We start from the raw sequence: 15,350 nt of genomic DNA on the forward strand, positions 1-15,350 counted from the left end.
AATGGATTCCCGGCAGTGGCGTGGCCTGAGATTAAATAGTGTGGTGGTCGCCATCAATGGCGACCAACAAACTAATAATATGTCGCCTCGATATTGCCATACTGCTTATCCACCACCTCGCCCGCTGCGTCGGTGGTAATAATGTCGCAATAATAGGGAACATCGTTTTTATATTTGCAGACATTGCTGACGGTTTTAATCTGGTTATTACGTTTTACCGTGGTGACCACGTCGGAAATCTTTTTCTTATCTTCTGCACGCACTGCAGTAGCACGGGACACTTCCGTTCCGGCCTGAGTAATACTCAATACCGCCATTTCACCCGCGCTGTTATAGGCGAGATGAAACGCTGCATCTGAAGCGGGCGATGAGATTTGTTCCACCAAGCCCTGTTTGTTATAGGCAATATCCACGGTCATGCTCGGCGTGACTTTCTTCACCATGGCGCAGTTTTTATCCAGCGTCACCACTACGTCCTGACCATTCTCGCTGCCTTTTAATGTGTTGCCGTCGCGCGCAACCTCAATCACTTCGCCCTCTTTGCCCACCGATTTAACATGCGTTGGACAGCCGTTATGATCGAAATCGACATTCACTTCAAAGATTTGCTGGCCGTCGGCGGTGAACAGCGTTTGATGGGTATTTTTGACTTTTCCGGGTAGCGCTTCGAATTGATAAAGATAGGCAAAGTTTTTCATTTGCGAATAATAGGTCGCGTCATCCTTGTCACATCCTGCAAGCAGAATGATGGCGACTAAAAACAGCAGGGTTTTCTTCACGTGAGAATCCTCTTCTCATAATAAGGCAGCGCGTTGGGCGGTGTATTCACTGTGATGCAGCGACCGTTCCGCCTGAGATAAAACCATCACCGCGCTGAACTATACTTGAAAGAAACCCGAAAAAACTACACCTGCATACTCATAATATCGGTGTAAGCCGACACCAGTTTGTTTCGCACCTGCACACCCATCTGCATGGAAATAGAGGATTTTTGCAGATCGACCATCACATCGTTTAACTGGATGCCCGGTTTACCCATTTCAAAATCCTGCGCCTGAGCGCGCGCCGTTGTCTGAGTTTCACTGATCTTGTCGAGTGCTGCTTTCATGGTGGCACTAAAATCGACCTGATTGGTGGATTCCGCCTGCTTACCGCTGGCCTGCAGAGACGTCATCTGCAGCTGCTGCAGCACACCCTCAATCGCCTGAATTGACATTGCCTGACCCCTAATGAAGACGTGATTAAATTTTCACGATGAGAAAGTTAACACACTGTCAATAGGACAAAGGCGCTAAATGACCGCAAAAAACCCGGCTTATCCACCCATCGATGAGACCCGAATCATCAAATAATGCCTGCCAATAAGTGGAATTTAATTTTTCTCCTCTCCCGGTTTTAGGGGAGAAGTCTTCAGGGAGTACGTTTTGTCACCACAACACCTCACCCGATCAATAATGTCAGGCAGGAATCGGTCATGAATGCGAGTGCAGCCGCTACACAGGATACAGCTAAGAAAGGCTTCAATGACCTTCTCGCCCGCCTGCGCGCCAATCCGCGTATTCCCTTAATTATCGCCGCTGCTGCGGTTATCGCAGTGGTGTTTGCGTTGGTGCTGTGGGCAAAGGCGCCAGATTATCGCGTGCTTTATAACAATCTCTCCGATGAGGATGGTGGCGCGATTGTCACGCAGCTGACGCAAATGAACATCCCTTACCAGTTCGCTGATAACGGTGGAGCACTGATGGTGCCCGCCGATAAAGTGCATGAGCTGCGTCTGCGTCTGGCACAACAAGGCTTGCCGAAAGGCGGCAACGTTGGCTTTGAACTGATGGACAAAGAGAAGTTCGGTATCAGCCAGTTCAGCGAGCAGATCAATTATCAGCGTGCGCTGGAAGGTGAACTGTCGCGCACCATCGAAACGCTCGGTCCGGTGAAGAGCGTGCGCGTGCATCTGGCAATGCCAAAACCAACCTTGTTCGTGCGTGAGCAGAAAGCCCCTTCCGCTTCGGTCACGCTGAATCTGCAACCTGGCCGCGCGTTAGATGAAGGTCAGATTCAGGCCATTCAGCATATGGTCTCCAGCAGTGTGGCCGGTCTACCGCCGGGCAACGTTACCGTTGTCGATCAGGCTGGTCGTCTGTTGACCCGCTCCGATAGCGAAGGTCGCGACCTGAATGATGCGCAACTGAAATATGCCTCTGAAGTGGAAGCGCGCTTCCAGCAGCGCATCGAAGCAATCCTCAACCCGATTGTTGGCCAGGGTAATGTGCACGCGCAGGTGACGGCGCAGATCAACTTTGACCGCAGCGAGCAGACCGACGAGAAATATCAGCCGAACGCCAATCCAAACAATACCGCCGTGCGTTCACGCCAGACCAGCAACTCCGAACAGAATGGCAGCGCCTATCCGGGTGGCGTACCGGGTGCATTGTCGAATCAGCCTGCGCCAGCCAACACCGCTCCAGTGGCCAATCCACCGGCCAATAACAACAATAATGCCAACGGTCAGAACGCGAACGCGCAAAACGCCAATGCGCAGAATAATGGCAGCACCACCAGCACCGCCCAATCTTCTGGCCCAAGCAGTTCAACGCGCAACGACACGGTGAACTACGAGCTGGATCGCACCATTCGTCATACCAAGCTGAACGTCGGCGATGTGCAGCGCCTGTCGGTTGCCGTGGTGGTGAACTACCGCGACGACGGCAAAGGCAAAGCGGTGGCGCTTAACGAGCAGCAGATCAAGCAGATTGAAGATTTAACCCGTGAAGCTATGGGCTATTCACAAACCCGTGGCGACAGCGTCAACGTGGTGAACTCACAGTTCAACATGACCGAGCCAAGCGGTGGCGACCTGCCATTCTGGCAGCAGCAATCGTTCTTCGATCAGCTGATGACTGCCGGTCGCTGGCTGCTGGTGGCGTTGGTTGGCTTCATCCTCTATCGCAAGCTGGTTCGTCCACAGCTGATGCGTAAGAAAGCGCAGGAACAAGCAGCCGCGGAAGCGCTGGCAGCCCGCTCTGCCGCAAGGGAAGAAGAAGAAGCCTTTAACGTTCAGCTCAGTAAAGACGAGCTGGATCAGGAGCGTAAATCTACTAACCGCATGAGCGCCGAAGTGATGAGCCAGCGCATCCGCGACATGTCTGAAAACGATCCGCGCGTCGTTGCGCTGGTTATCCGCGAATGGATGAGTAAAGAACTATGAGTCTGACCGGTACAGAAAAAAGCGCCATTCTGATGATGACCATCGGCGAAGAGCGCGCGGCGGAGGTGTTCAAACACCTTAACCAGCGTGAAGTTCAGCACCTGAGTGGCGCCATGGCCAATATGCGCCAGGTTTCACACAAACAGCTGACCGAAGTGCTGCGCGAGTTCGAAGCCGATGCCGAACAGTTTGCGGCGCTGAGCCTCAACTCCAACGATTATCTGCGTTCGGTGCTGATCAAAGCGTTGGGCGAGGAGCGAGCTTCAAGCCTGCTGGAAGATATTCTCGAGAAAAACGAGACCACCAGCGGCATGGAAACGCTCAACTTTATGGAGCCACAGGCGGCCGCCGACCTTATTCGCGACGAGCATCCGCAGATTATCGCCACCATCCTTGTCCACCTCAAACGTGGCCAGGCGGCGGATATTCTGGCGCTGTTCGACGAGCGTCTGCGTCACGATGTGATGCTGCGTATCGCCACCTTTGGTGGTGTGCAGCCAGCCGCGCTGGCCGAACTGACCGAAGTACTGAATGGCCTGCTCGACGGCACCAACCTCAAGCGCGCGAAGATGGGCGGCGTGAGAACGGCAGCAGAAATTATCAACCTGATGAAAACCCAGCAGGAAGAAGCGGTTATCGAAGCAGTACGCGACTTCGATGGCGAGCTGGCACAGAAGATCATCGACGAGATGTTCCTGTTCGAAAACCTGGTGGAAGTGGACGACCGCAGCATCCAGCGCCTGTTGCAGGAAGTGGAATCCGAGCAGTTGCTGGTGGCATTGAAAGGTGCCGAGCAGCCGCTGCGCGAGAAGTTCCTCAAAAACATGTCCGCCCGTGCAGCCGATATCCTGCGCGACGATCTGGCCAACCGGGGTCCGGTCCGTATGTCGGCGGTGGAGAACGAACAGAAGGCGATTCTTCTGGTGGTGCGCCGCTTAGCAGAATCCGGCGAGATGGTCATTGGTGGTGGCGAGGAAACCTATGTCTGATGCCTTTTCCGCCCGCGCGTGGCAGCGCTGGCAGCCTGATGATTTAGGCAGCCCGTTCGGCGCCGAACCGGAGCCTCAGCTTGAGGAGCCGGAGATCGATGTTGAACTGAGCGCCGAAGCGGAACAGCAGCAGCAGCTGGAACGCATGCAGCAGCAGATGCGTAAAGATGCGCAGACGCAGGGCTACAGCGAAGGCTATCAGAAAGGTTTCGCCGAAGCGCAACAGAACGGTTATGACGCCGGTTTCCAGCAAGGCTTAGCCGATGCGCAGCAGCAGCAAGCGCCGCTGCAGGCACGCATGCAGCAGCTGGTGACCGAGTTCCATCACACGCTGGAAGCGCTCGACAGCGTAATCGCTTCTCGTTTGATGCAGCTGGCACTGGAAGCTGCACGCACGGTGATTGGCCAGGCCACGCAGGTGGACGGCACCGCCCTGCTGCGTCAAATCCAGCAGTTGATTCAGCAGGAACCGATGTTCAGCGGCAAACCGCAGCTGCGCGTCCATCCTGACGATTTACAGCGCATCGAGCAGACGCTCGGTCCTACGCTGGATCTCCACGGCTGGCGCTTGCTGGCCGACAGCACGCTGCATCCTGGCGGCTGTAAGCTTAGCGCCGAAGATGGCGACCTTGATGCGAGCGTGGCAACACGCTGGCAGGAATTGTGCCGCCTGGCCGCTCCGGGGACACTGTAATGACCTCCTCACGCCTTTCACGCTGGCTCGGCGCGCTTGACGCCTTCGAAGAGCGTATTTCACAGGTGCAAACCGTGCGTCGCTACGGCCGCCTGACGCGCGCCACCGGTTTGGTGCTGGAGGCCACCGGCCTGCAACTGCCGCTCGGCGCAACCTGCATTATTGAACGTACCGATGGCAGCAAGATCACTGAAGTGGAGAGTGAAGTGGTCGGCTTCAACGGCCAGAAACTGTTAATGATGCCGCTGGAAGAAGTGGACGGCATTTTGCCGGGTGCGCGCGTTTATGCACGCGTCAGTGGCGACAGCGGGCACAGTGGCAAGCAGATGCTGCTGGGCCCGGAACTATTGGGTCGCGTCCTCGACGGCAGCGGCAAACCGCTGGATGGTTTGCCGGCGCCGGAAACCGGCTATCGCGCCCCGCTGATCACCGCACCGTTTAACCCGCTGCAACGTACGCCGATTGAAGATGTGCTGGATACCGGCGTGCGCGCCATCAACGCCCTGCTCACCGTGGGTCGCGGTCAACGTATGGGCCTGTTCGCGGGTTCCGGCGTCGGTAAAAGCGTGCTGCTCGGCATGATGGCGCGTTACACCAAAGCCGATGTGATCGTGGTGGGTTTAATTGGTGAACGTGGTCGTGAAGTTAAAGAGTTCATTGAAAACATTCTCGGTGCCGAAGGCCGCGCGCGTTCGGTAGTGATCGCCGCACCCGCAGACGTCTCGCCGCTATTACGAATGCAGGGTGCTGCGTATGCCACGCGTATCGCCGAAGATTTCCGCGATCGCGGCCAGCACGTGCTGCTGATTATGGATTCCCTCACCCGCTACGCCATGGCGCAACGTGAAATCGCGCTGGCCATCGGTGAGCCGCCAGCGACCAAAGGTTATCCGCCTTCGGTGTTCGCCAAACTGCCCGCGCTGGTGGAACGCGCCGGTAATGGTACGCACGGCGGCGGTTCGATCACCGCGTTTTATACCGTGTTGACGGAAGGCGACGATCAGCAAGACCCGATTGCCGACTCGGCGCGTGCGATTCTCGACGGCCACATTGTGCTGTCGCGTCGTCTGGCAGAAGCCGGTCACTATCCGGCGATTGATATTGAAGCGTCGATCAGCCGCGCCATGACCTCATTAATTGATGAGACGCACTACGCGCGCGTGCGCCAGTTCAAACAGTTGCTCTCCAGCTTCCAGCGTAACCGCGATCTGGTGAGTGTGGGTGCGTATGCCGCAGGCAGCGATCCGATGCTGGACCGCGCCATCAAGCTCTATCCCGAGATGGAAGCTTTCCTGCATCAGGGCATTTTCGAACGCAGCGACTACGACGATGCCTGTTTGCATCTGCAGGCGATGTTCGGTTAACGCCAAACGAGGTTAAGTCATGAAAACGGCCAGTGCGATCAACAAGCTGCGCGATATGGCGGAGCAGGAACTGGAGAGTGCGGTGATTCACCTCGGCGATATGCGTCGTGGTGTGCAGCAGGCCGACGAACAACTCAGCATGCTGCTGGATTATCAGGATGAGTACCGCAACAAGCTCAATCAGGATATGTCCGGCGGCATCGCCAGCACGCGCTGGACCAATTATCACCAGTTTATTCAGACGCTGGAAAAAGCCATCGAACAGCATCGCCAACAGCTTTCCCAGTGGAATCAGCGCCTTGATACCGCGCTGAGCAACTGGCGTGAAAAGCATAAGCGACTCAATGCTTATCAAACGCTGATTACGCGCGCTGAGGAAAACGCATTACGACAAGAAAACCGTCTCGATCAGAAACGGATGGATGAATTTGCCCAACGGGCCGCATTGAGGAAAGGCGAATGATTACGCTGCCAACAGTTGCTACGCAAACCTCGGTTTTGGGAGACGCTGACAGTTCAGTTTCCTCCGATCTTTTGCAGGGCACAGATAACCTGCCACAGGGATTTATTACTGAACTCGGCAACCGCTTGCTGACGCTGGTAAAGCAACAAGCTATTAACACGCAATCGACTGATCTGACAGCAGAAGTTGATGAAAAAGACGCCAGTAAAGCCTCGTTAAGCGCGTTATTACAGGCGCTAGAGAAACCAGATGCGTTAAACGCACTTTTACAGCCGGAAAACATTAAAGCCACGCTGAAATCAGCCGATGATAAAGACAAGAGTGAGGCAAGTTCGTTAACTGCCAGCGACTTACAGAATGTGCAGGCGTTATTCGCCATGTTGCCGGTAGCGGTTGAGAACCGCACCAGCACAGCCATGGTAAGCAGCACGGGCGAAGGCAAAACTGACACTCGCGCTTCGCTTAATGCAGCATTGTTAAGCGGTTCGCTGGCCGGTGCAGTAAAGGAAGAGCAAGCGCAGCCGGATGGTGCACAGAATAAATCCAGCGATGCTGGAACGCGCTTAACGCAAACGGCTGCCAACACGCAGATCAGCAGCAGCGTCACCACCACCGCCAGTACCAGCAGCGGCTTGACGCTGGATGAGAGTTTTAAGCAGGTGCTGAATGCGCTGAGTAAGCCGGAAGAGCGCACCGCCGCACAGAACAGTGATGACCAGGTAGCGCCATTAACCAACGCACCCCTGAGCGCCACCAGTTCGCTGGTGAGCAGCACCGCCTCGACCAGCACCACGCCGTCGACGCCCATGCTGAATGCGCAGCTCGGCAGCAGCGAGTGGCAGCAGGCGCTGAGTCAGCAGATTGTGATGTTTAGCCGCAACGGGCAGCAGAACGCCGAATTGCGTTTACATCCGCAGGATCTGGGCGCTATCCAGATCAGCCTGACCCTCGATAAGGATCAGGCACAGTTAAGTATGGTTTCCAGCCACAGCCAAGTGAGGGCCGCGCTGGAAGCGGCTCTCCCTCAGCTGCGTACAGCGCTGGCGGAGAGCGGAATAAACCTGGGACAGAGTAACGTCAGCAGCGACGCCTTCGCACAGGGCCAGAGTTATCAGGGCCAGCAGGAAGGACGTCGTGACGGACAGCACGGCAGCTTTACCCTCTCCCAGGACAGTGACAACGAGATAACGCCTATTGCCGTCCCGGCAGCCCTTCAAGCGCGCGCGGCCGGTAACGGCGCTGTCGATATCTTTGCCTGACAGCCGCTAAACGCTGAAGGTAAGCGTAAAACCCGCGTCTTTTCTTCCCATTGTTTGACTTAAGACGCGGGATAATCTGTCCAGGTAAGCCGAGAGGCTTGCCCATAATTCACAGGAAGTAACTGCAAGATGTCTGATAACGCGAAAGCTAAAGGCCGCAAACGTTCACTACTACTACCGGTGTTACTGATTGTAACGCTGGCCGCTTGCAGCGTGGCAGGCTATGCAGTCTGGCGAATGATGAATAAACACGAAGGCAGCCAACCGGACGCGGCGAAAGTCGAGCCACCGGCTGCTCCCGTATTTTTTGCAATGGATACGTTTACAGTAAACCTGGTCAATCCTGACAACGATCCCGACCGTGTGCTGTACGTGGGTTTCACCCTGCGTCTGCCCGATGAGGATACCCGTCGTCGGTTGAACGATTACCTGCCGGAAGTGCGCAGCCGTCTGCTGTTACTGCTTTCACGTCAAAGCGCGACGGCACTGGCAACAGAGCAAGGCAAACAGGCCCTGGTTGAGCAGATCAAACAGGCACTGGCGCCGCCGCTGGTAAAAGGTCAACCGGCTCAGGTTGTCAATGACGTGCTGTTTACCGCCTTCATTTTGAGGTGATTTAATGGGCGATAGCATTCTCTCCCAGGCTGAGATTGACGCGCTGCTTAATGGCGACAGTGACAGCGCGGAAGTAGAGAACAGTTCCAAAGGGACCGATGGCGACATCCGTCCCTATGATCCCAATACTCAGCGCCGCGTCGTACGTGAGCGTCTGCAGGCGCTGGAGATCATCAACGAGCGCTTTGCCCGTCATTTCCGTATGGCGCTGTTTAACCTGCTGCGCCGTAGCCCCGATATTAGTGTGGGTGCGATCAAAATTCAGCCGTACCACGAGTTCGCCCGCAACCTGCCGGTGCCAACCAACCTGAACCTGATCCACCTGAAGCCGCTGCGCGGCACGGCGCTGGTGGTGTTTTCACCGAGCCTGGTATTTATTGCTGTCGATAACCTGTTTGGCGGCGACGGTCGTTTTCCGACCAAAGTTGAAGGCCGTGAATTTACCCATACCGAACAGCGCGTAATTCGCCGCATGTTGAAGCTGGCGCTGGATGGTTATAGCGACGCATGGAAAGCGATTTATCCGCTGGAAGTCGAGTATGTGCGTTCTGAGATGCAGGTGAAATTCACCAACATCACCACTTCACCGAACGACATCGTGGTTAACACGCCGTTCCAGGTGGAGATTGGTAACCTGGTCGGTGAATTCAATATCTGTATTCCGTTTTCAATGATTGAGCCGCTGCGCGAGCTGCTGGTCAATCCGCCACTTGAAAACTCACGTCGTGAAGATAATCACTGGCGCGACAATCTGGTGAAACAGGTGCAGCACTCGGAGCTGGAGCTGATTGCCCACTTCGCCGAAACATCGCTGCGCCTGTCACGTATTTTGCAGCTGAAACCTGGTGACGTCCTGCCCATTGAGAAGCCGGACCGCATCATTGCTCACGTCGATGGCGTGCCGGTGCTGACTAGCCAATACGGCACCATCAATGGCCAGTATGCCCTGCGTGTAGAACATTTGATTAACCCGATTTTGAATTCGCTGAACGAGGAACAGCCCGATGAGTGACAGCAAGAAACCGTCCGACGACGACATCTCCGCGGACGATCTGTGGGCTGCAGCTATGAACGAACAAACCACCACCAGCGCGCCAGATCCGACTGAAAATGTCTTCAAATCGCTGGAGAATCCTGGCATCAGCGGTTCGCTGCAGGATATCGATCTGATCATGGATATTCCGGTCAAACTGACCGTGGAACTGGGTCGCACCAAAATGACCATCAAAGAGCTGCTGCGCTTGACGCAGGGTTCAGTGGTGGCGCTGGATGGCCTGGCCGGTGAACCGCTGGATATTCTGATTAATGGCTATCTGATCGCACAGGGTGAAGTGGTGGTGGTGAACGACAAATATGGCGTGCGCATCACCGACATCATTACCCCGTCTGAACGTATGCGTCGTCTGAGCCGTTAAGCATGTTAAAGCACACGCAAGCGGAACAACCGGTAGCGAGCCAGCCGGTGGTCTCTACCGGTTCGGTGATTGGCCAGGTCAGCAGCGTGCTGGCGGTGATTGTTCTGCTGATTCTCGGCTGCGGCTGGCTGGCGAAACGTCTTGGCTTTGCGCCGAAAACGGTGACCGGCCAGGCGCTGAAAGTCAGCGCCACCGTGCAGGTGGGTCAGCGCGAGCGTGTGGTGATTGTCGATACCGCCGATGCGCGTCTGGTGTTGGGCGTCACCGCCCAACAGATTACGCATTTGCACTCGTTACCGCCGCTGCCGCCGGAAGAACTGGCGAATAGCAGCGCTACCCCGCAGGATTTTCGCCAGCTGTTCCAGAATCTGGTTAAACGTCCCGGAAAACCCCAATGATGCGTCGATTCCTTGCTCTTCTACCGCTGCTGTTGCTGGCACCGGTTGCCCATGCGCAGCTGCCAGGTTTAATCAGCCAGCCGCTGGCCAATGGCGGCCAGAGCTGGTCGCTGCCGGTGCAGACGCTGGTTTTCATCACCTCGCTGACCTTTATTCCGGCCGTACTGCTGATGATGACCAGCTTTACACGCATCATCATTGTGTTTGGCTTACTGCGTAACGCCCTCGGCACGCCATCTGCGCCGCCTAACCAGGTGCTGCTCGGCCTGGCGCTGTTTCTGACCTTCTTTATTATGGCGCCGACCTTCGACAAAATTTATTCCGACGCCTATCTGCCGTTCAGCCAGGACAAAATCAGCATGGCGGACGCGATTGATAAAGGTGCACAGCCGCTGCGTGAATTTATGCTGCGCCAAACGCGCGAAGCCGATTTAGCGCTGTTTGCGCGTCTGGCCAACACCGCGCCGATTCAGGGTCCGGAAGCGGTACCGATGCGCATTCTGCTGCCGGCGTATGTCACCAGCGAACTGAAAACCGCCTTCCAGATTGGTTTCACCGTGTTTATCCCCTTCCTGATCATCGACCTGGTAGTCGCCAGCGTGCTGATGGCGCTGGGGATGATGATGGTGCCGCCGGCGACTATTTCCCTGCCGTTCAAGCTGATGCTGTTCGTGCTGGTGGATGGCTGGCAGCTGCTAGTGGGTTCACTGGCGCAAAGTTTCTACTCGTAACCCGACATTTCCCGAGGAGTGCAACATGACACCTGAATCAGTAATGGTTATGGGCCAGGAAGCAATGCGCGTCGCGCTGCTGATGGCCGCGCCGATGTTGCTGGTGGCGTTGATCAGCGGTTTGATCATCAGCGTGCTGCAAGCCGCGACCCAGATTAACGAACAAACGCTCTCCTTTATCCCGAAGATTCTAGCCGTTGCCGCTACCGCAGTGATCGCCGGTCCGTGGATGCTGAATCTGATGCTGGATTACATTCGCACGCTGTTTAGCAATCTGCCGTACATCATTGGCTAATGATTAACCTCGACAGCAGCCAGCTGATCCATTGGGTCGCACAATTCTTCTGGCCGATGGTGCGTTTGCTGGCGCTGTTTGCCAGCGCGCCGGTGCTAAGCGAAAAATCGATTCCCAAGCGCGTTAAGATTGGCCTCGCGGTATTAACCACCTGGATCATCCTGCCGGTGCTGCCGCCGGTGGAAGCCACATTATTTACGCCCGCCGGATTTTGGTTACTGCTGCAACAGTTGCTGATTGGCGTAAGCATCGGCCTGACCATGCAGTTCGCCTTTGCCGCAGTGCGCATGGCGGGTGAAGTGATTGGTTTGCAGATGGGTTTGTCCTTCGCCACTTTCTTCGATCCGGGCAGCCGCCTGAACATGCCGGTGCTGGCACGTTTTCTCGATATGCTGGCGATGCTGCTGTTTCTTACCTTCAACGGGCATCTGTGGCTGATTTCGCTGTTGGTGGACAGTTTTCACACCTTGCCGATCAGCGATCAGCCGCTTAACGCCAATGCCTTTATGGCGTTGGTGAAATCCGCCGGATTAATTTTCCTTAATGGCATGATGTTAGCGCTGCCCTTAATAGTTCTACTCCTCACGCTAAACATGGCACTAGGTTTGTTAAACCGTGTTTCACCTCAGCTCTCAATTTTCGCGGTCGGCTTCCCGATTACCTTAACGGTGGGCATCCTCAGCGTTGGGTTGATGATGCCGCTGCTTGCTCCCTTCTGCGAACATCTGTTCAGCGAAGTCTTTGATTTACTCGCCCAGTTTGTGTCAGAACTTTCCCGCGGCAGTTGATTAACTATTCTATAGATGTTCTTAAGTAATACTTAAGCAACCAAAAACTGTCTGTGCATTTTCTGAACCATATTTCTCAGAAATCAACTGAGGAAATTCTGATAAATGCGCATTTTTGGTGAAAATTATTCTTATTAAACCGCGCTTCGCGTATTTTAGTCAGACGATTCCTAAGGGGCTAAACCTTGTGAATTGGTTGATGAAATGCTCAAAGGGCTGTTTTTAAACAAAAAAAATTTCAAAGCGATTTTTCTTGTCTAAATCCCTTTTTTCCGGCATTGTCAACGCTCGCTGAAGCGTCATACTTTCGCTAAACAAATGTTTTTAAGATTTGTCCTATCAGATTTGTCTGTGATCTGCGCGATAGTGACAGGGCTCTCAAAACAGAGCGAATTAAACACTTAATGCAAATCCTCAGCTATTCCCACTATGGCTGAGATGAGAGTGACGTGGATGTACTATAAAAATAACTTCGCAGCACGGTTCAGGGAAGAGTCATGATGGCGCATGGATAACTATCGCCAATCTGCCGAGCAGAATAAAAAAGTGTCTTTGGAAATTTCTCTCGTACCGCAAACGCGTATTCATCGTTGATTTAAACGGATAACAAATTGGTGAGGGTCGCTATAATGCCAACGATTATTATGGATTCATGTAATTACACACGCCTGGGTTTGTCTGACTATATGTCTGCGAAAGGAGTTAAAAAGAAAAATATTACTCCTGTCTCTGACATCGACCAATTGCAACAAAGATGTGAGCAAATAAAGCCGGGCGTCGTGTTTATCAACGAAGAGTGCTTTATTCACGAATCTGATTCAAGCGATCGTATTCGTGCTATTATCATGCAGCATCCTGATACCTTATTCTTTATTTTCATGGCGATCTCGAATATCCATTTTGAGGAATATCTCTACGTTCGTAAGAACCTGATTATTACGTCAAAATCGATAAAAACTTCGACACTGGATTCTTTGTTAGGCACCTACCTGCAAAAGAAACTCAACGCGTCGCCACGTATTTCTGCTGGGCTCGACGTTCATCCACTGACATTAAGTCAGACTGAATCAAATATGCTGAAAATGTGGATGTCAGGTCATGACACCATTCAGATATCTGAGAACATGCAAATTAAAGCTAAAACCGTTTCGTCACACAAAGGTAATATTAAACGTAAAATTAAAACCCATAATAAGCAGGTTATTTATCATGTCGTACGTCTGACTGATAATGTCACCTCAGGGATTTATGTTAACGTGCGATAATTTCCTTCAGTGAATAAAGGGGCCAATCCAGCGATTGGCCCCTTTCTCGTTTTGCGAGTTTGATCTCACTTTCCTGCCTAATCCTTTCCCCTCGCCTGCCGATGCTTATTCTCATAACACCTACCTACATGAGAGCAAGGATATGAAAACAGCATCGATTGATGAGCAATATAAGCTCAGCATCTGGCAGAACCTGCGCCTGATGCCTTTGTTCAGTATGATCTTTGGTGGCATTCTGCTGCTTTTTGCCCTGTGCATTGGACTCGCCAGCTACTTTTTGATTCAGAGTAATAACTCCCTCAATGATGCTACGGAAGAAATTCAAATCCGCATGGGCATCTCCAACAGTTCTAACCATCTGCGCACTGCGCGACTGAATGTGCTGCAATCCGGTGCCGCCGCGCGTATTGGCGAGATGGAGGGTTATCGTGCCGATTTAGCCCGCACCGAGACGCGAATTAAACAAGCGCGCGAAGGCTTTAAACTCTATATGGATCGCAAGGCAAAAACGCCGGCGGATATTGCTCTTGATGAGCCGCTGACCGCCAGCTTCAATGCCTATATTGATAAGGGCCTCAAGCCGATGATTGAATCGGCTAAGCAAGGCAGCTTTGAAGGTATCGTGGCGCAGGAAACCGACGTCACGCGTAAGCTGGATGACGCCTATAACGCCGTGCTGTTGAAGGCGATTAAAATCCGTACCGACCGCGCCGAAGCGATTAATGCCGCAGCGGCACATCAATCACGCGTCGGCTTTATTGCGATGGCTATCGCATTTGTCGCCGCATTAGTGTTAGTGCTGTTGACCTTCGTGTTCCTGCGTCGCGTGGTGATTAACCCGCTGCGCCAATCCGTTGACCGCATCGAACGTATTGCGCAAGGCGATTTGACCGCGCCGGAGCAAGCCTATGGCCGCAGCGAGATTGGAAGCTTGCTGCATAACCTGCAACTGATGCAGGCTTCGCTGGTGCGTACCGTAGGCACGGTGCGTGAAGGTGCGGTGGCGATTTATCAGGGTTCCAGTGAGATCTCAGCTGGCAACACCGACCTCTCATCACGTACCGAAGAGCAAGCCTCGGCGCTGGAGCAAACCGCCGCCAGCATGGAGCAGCTTACTGCAACGGTGAAACAGAACGCCGAAAACGCGCATCACGCCAGTCAGCTGGCTGCTGATTCCTCTGGCAAAGCTCGCAGCGGCGGCGATCTGGTGAGCGGCGTGGTGCAAACCATGACCAACATTTCTGGCAGCTCGAAGAAGATTGCCGAGATCACCAACGTCATCAATAGCATCGCTTTCCAGACCAATATTCTGGCGCTGAATGCCGCCGTTGAAGCGGCGCGTGCCGGTGAGCAAGGCCGTGGTTTTGCCGTGGTAGCGAGCGAAGTGCGTAATCTGGCACAGCGCAGTGCGCAGGCGGCGAAAGAGATTGAAACGCTGATCGCGGAATCGGTGGGTTTGATTACCAATGGTTCACGCCAGGTCGGTGAAGCCGGTAATACCATGGGCGAGATTGTTGAAGCGGTACGGCGCGTGACGGACATTATGGCAGAGATTGCTGCCGCGTCGGATGAGCAGAGCCGTGGCATACAGCAGGTGAGCCTGGCGGTGACCGAGATGGATAACGTGACGCAGCAGAACGCCTCGCTGGTTGAGGAAGCCTCTTCAGCAGCGGCTTCGCTGGAAGATCAGGCCGGCCGATTGACGCAGGCGGTAGCGGTGTTCCGTTTGAATGATGCGCCGGTTGCGCAGGTGGCTAAAGCGGCGCAGTCCGCGTTGCGTACGCCGAATCTGGCACCGCGTCCGGCATTGGCGACGTCGGGAAATGATAACTGGGAGACGTTTTGATTTGAGGTAGTGCGCGTTGTCCC

Annotated in this window: 17 protein-coding genes; 15 read left to right on the forward strand and 2 right to left on the reverse strand. The window is 54.2% G+C overall.

All coding sequences use genetic code 11. The features are described from left to right. Window positions 1-71: 71 nt before the first annotated feature. Both RTM06_RS19795 and fliE read right to left on the reverse strand, forming a co-directional pair. On the reverse strand, window positions 72-779 hold the full coding sequence (locus RTM06_RS19795; RefSeq protein WP_312184465.1) for a YnfC family lipoprotein: 708 nt from the start codon (window positions 777-779) through the stop codon (window positions 72-74). Between the two features lie 125 nt (window positions 780-904). Then, window positions 905-1,216 (reverse strand): flagellar hook-basal body complex protein FliE, encoded by a 312-nt coding sequence (fliE, locus tag RTM06_RS19800; protein ID WP_008105389.1) that lies wholly within the window; start codon window positions 1,214-1,216, stop codon window positions 905-907. Window positions 1,217-1,474: 258 nt separating this feature from the next. Here fliE and fliF point away from each other — a divergent pair, with 258 nt between their 5' ends. From fliF to RTM06_RS19875, 15 genes are all read left to right on the forward strand, one after another. Beyond that, window positions 1,475-3,205, forward strand: coding sequence for a flagellar basal-body MS-ring/collar protein FliF (gene fliF / locus RTM06_RS19805; protein ID WP_312184466.1), 1,731 nt, complete (start codon window positions 1,475-1,477; stop codon window positions 3,203-3,205). Continuing rightward, window positions 3,202-4,194 (forward strand): flagellar motor switch protein FliG, encoded by a 993-nt coding sequence (gene fliG, locus RTM06_RS19810; protein WP_101763955.1) that lies wholly within the window; start codon window positions 3,202-3,204, stop codon window positions 4,192-4,194. Before fliF ends, fliG begins: the two co-directional genes overlap by 4 nt. Continuing rightward, a complete protein-coding gene (gene fliH / locus RTM06_RS19815; RefSeq protein ID WP_137386041.1) occupies window positions 4,187-4,888 on the forward strand; it encodes a flagellar assembly protein FliH in 702 nt (233 codons plus the stop codon). Before fliG ends, fliH begins: the two co-directional genes overlap by 8 nt. Then, entirely contained in the window at window positions 4,888-6,252 is a 1,365-nt protein-coding gene (gene fliI, locus RTM06_RS19820; protein WP_008105395.1) for a flagellar protein export ATPase FliI, read from the forward strand. The genes fliH and fliI overlap by 1 nt, the downstream gene beginning before the upstream one ends. A gap of 19 nt (window positions 6,253-6,271) precedes the next feature. Then, entirely contained in the window at window positions 6,272-6,715 is a 444-nt protein-coding gene (gene fliJ, locus RTM06_RS19825) for a flagellar export protein FliJ (protein ID WP_008105396.1), read from the forward strand. Beyond that, window positions 6,712-7,974 carry a flagellar hook-length control protein FliK gene (locus RTM06_RS19830; RefSeq protein WP_312184467.1) on the forward strand — a complete coding sequence of 421 codons (1,263 nt, stop codon included), beginning with the start codon at window positions 6,712-6,714 and terminating at the stop codon, window positions 7,972-7,974. The genes fliJ and RTM06_RS19830 overlap by 4 nt, the downstream gene beginning before the upstream one ends. A 129-nt stretch (window positions 7,975-8,103) precedes the next feature. Further along, window positions 8,104-8,589: a flagellar basal body-associated protein FliL gene (gene fliL / locus RTM06_RS19835; RefSeq protein WP_176970358.1), complete on the forward strand. Its 486-nt coding sequence runs from the start codon at window positions 8,104-8,106 to the stop codon at window positions 8,587-8,589. Window positions 8,590-8,593: 4 nt separating this feature from the next. Continuing rightward, entirely contained in the window at window positions 8,594-9,601 is a 1,008-nt protein-coding gene (fliM, locus tag RTM06_RS19840; RefSeq protein ID WP_008105401.1) for a flagellar motor switch protein FliM, read from the forward strand. Next, a complete protein-coding gene (gene fliN, locus RTM06_RS19845) occupies window positions 9,594-10,004 on the forward strand; it encodes a flagellar motor switch protein FliN (RefSeq protein WP_008105402.1) in 411 nt (136 codons plus the stop codon). Before fliM ends, fliN begins: the two co-directional genes overlap by 8 nt. A 2-nt stretch (window positions 10,005-10,006) precedes the next feature. Beyond that, a complete protein-coding gene (gene fliO / locus RTM06_RS19850) occupies window positions 10,007-10,402 on the forward strand; it encodes a flagellar biosynthetic protein FliO (protein ID WP_256696750.1) in 396 nt (131 codons plus the stop codon). Then, window positions 10,402-11,133, forward strand: coding sequence for a flagellar type III secretion system pore protein FliP (fliP, locus tag RTM06_RS19855; protein WP_154190575.1), 732 nt, complete (start codon window positions 10,402-10,404; stop codon window positions 11,131-11,133). Before fliO ends, fliP begins: the two co-directional genes overlap by 1 nt. Window positions 11,134-11,158: 25 nt before the next feature. Then, on the forward strand, window positions 11,159-11,428 hold the full coding sequence (gene fliQ / locus RTM06_RS19860) for a flagellar biosynthesis protein FliQ (protein ID WP_008105408.1): 270 nt from the start codon (window positions 11,159-11,161) through the stop codon (window positions 11,426-11,428). Continuing rightward, window positions 11,428-12,216 (forward strand): flagellar biosynthetic protein FliR, encoded by a 789-nt coding sequence (gene fliR, locus RTM06_RS19865; protein ID WP_256696751.1) that lies wholly within the window; start codon window positions 11,428-11,430, stop codon window positions 12,214-12,216. Before fliQ ends, fliR begins: the two co-directional genes overlap by 1 nt. Window positions 12,217-12,845: 629 nt before the next feature. Then, window positions 12,846-13,481: a transcriptional regulator RcsA gene (gene rcsA, locus RTM06_RS19870; RefSeq protein WP_008105413.1), complete on the forward strand. Its 636-nt coding sequence runs from the start codon at window positions 12,846-12,848 to the stop codon at window positions 13,479-13,481. Window positions 13,482-13,623: 142 nt separating this feature from the next. Next, window positions 13,624-15,327, forward strand: a complete 1,704-nt coding sequence (locus RTM06_RS19875) for a methyl-accepting chemotaxis protein (protein ID WP_312184472.1) — start codon at window positions 13,624-13,626, stop codon at window positions 15,325-15,327. Window positions 15,328-15,350: the final 23 nt, after the last annotated feature.

Source organism: Pantoea sp. CTOTU46764 (assembly GCF_031974595.1).
GTDB lineage: Bacteria > Pseudomonadota > Gammaproteobacteria > Enterobacterales > Enterobacteriaceae > Pantoea > Pantoea trifolii.

What these genes read in the sequence shown, in the direction of transcription:
- fliE (WP_008105389.1), bottom strand. Translation starts at nt 1,216, where the DNA reads ATGTCAATTCAGGCGATTGAGGGTGTGCTGCAGCAGCTGCAGATGACG.
- fliF (WP_312184466.1), top strand. Translation starts at nt 1,475, where the DNA reads ATGAATGCGAGTGCAGCCGCTACACAGGATACAGCTAAGAAAGGCTTC.
- fliG (WP_101763955.1), top strand. Translation starts at nt 3,202, where the DNA reads ATGAGTCTGACCGGTACAGAAAAAAGCGCCATTCTGATGATGACCATC.
- fliH (WP_137386041.1), top strand. Translation starts at nt 4,187, where the DNA reads ATGTCTGATGCCTTTTCCGCCCGCGCGTGGCAGCGCTGGCAGCCTGAT.
- fliI (WP_008105395.1), top strand. Translation starts at nt 4,888, where the DNA reads ATGACCTCCTCACGCCTTTCACGCTGGCTCGGCGCGCTTGACGCCTTC.
- fliJ (WP_008105396.1), top strand. Translation starts at nt 6,272, where the DNA reads ATGAAAACGGCCAGTGCGATCAACAAGCTGCGCGATATGGCGGAGCAG.
- RTM06_RS19830 (WP_312184467.1), top strand. Translation starts at nt 6,712, where the DNA reads ATGATTACGCTGCCAACAGTTGCTACGCAAACCTCGGTTTTGGGAGAC.
- fliL (WP_176970358.1), top strand. Translation starts at nt 8,104, where the DNA reads ATGTCTGATAACGCGAAAGCTAAAGGCCGCAAACGTTCACTACTACTA.
- fliM (WP_008105401.1), top strand. Translation starts at nt 8,594, where the DNA reads ATGGGCGATAGCATTCTCTCCCAGGCTGAGATTGACGCGCTGCTTAAT.
- fliN (WP_008105402.1), top strand. Translation starts at nt 9,594, where the DNA reads ATGAGTGACAGCAAGAAACCGTCCGACGACGACATCTCCGCGGACGAT.
- fliO (WP_256696750.1), top strand. Translation starts at nt 10,007, where the DNA reads ATGTTAAAGCACACGCAAGCGGAACAACCGGTAGCGAGCCAGCCGGTG.
- fliP (WP_154190575.1), top strand. Translation starts at nt 10,402, where the DNA reads ATGCGTCGATTCCTTGCTCTTCTACCGCTGCTGTTGCTGGCACCGGTT.
- fliQ (WP_008105408.1), top strand. Translation starts at nt 11,159, where the DNA reads ATGACACCTGAATCAGTAATGGTTATGGGCCAGGAAGCAATGCGCGTC.
- fliR (WP_256696751.1), top strand. Translation starts at nt 11,428, where the DNA reads ATGATTAACCTCGACAGCAGCCAGCTGATCCATTGGGTCGCACAATTC.
- rcsA (WP_008105413.1), top strand. Translation starts at nt 12,846, where the DNA reads ATGCCAACGATTATTATGGATTCATGTAATTACACACGCCTGGGTTTG.
- RTM06_RS19875 (WP_312184472.1), top strand. Translation starts at nt 13,624, where the DNA reads ATGAAAACAGCATCGATTGATGAGCAATATAAGCTCAGCATCTGGCAG.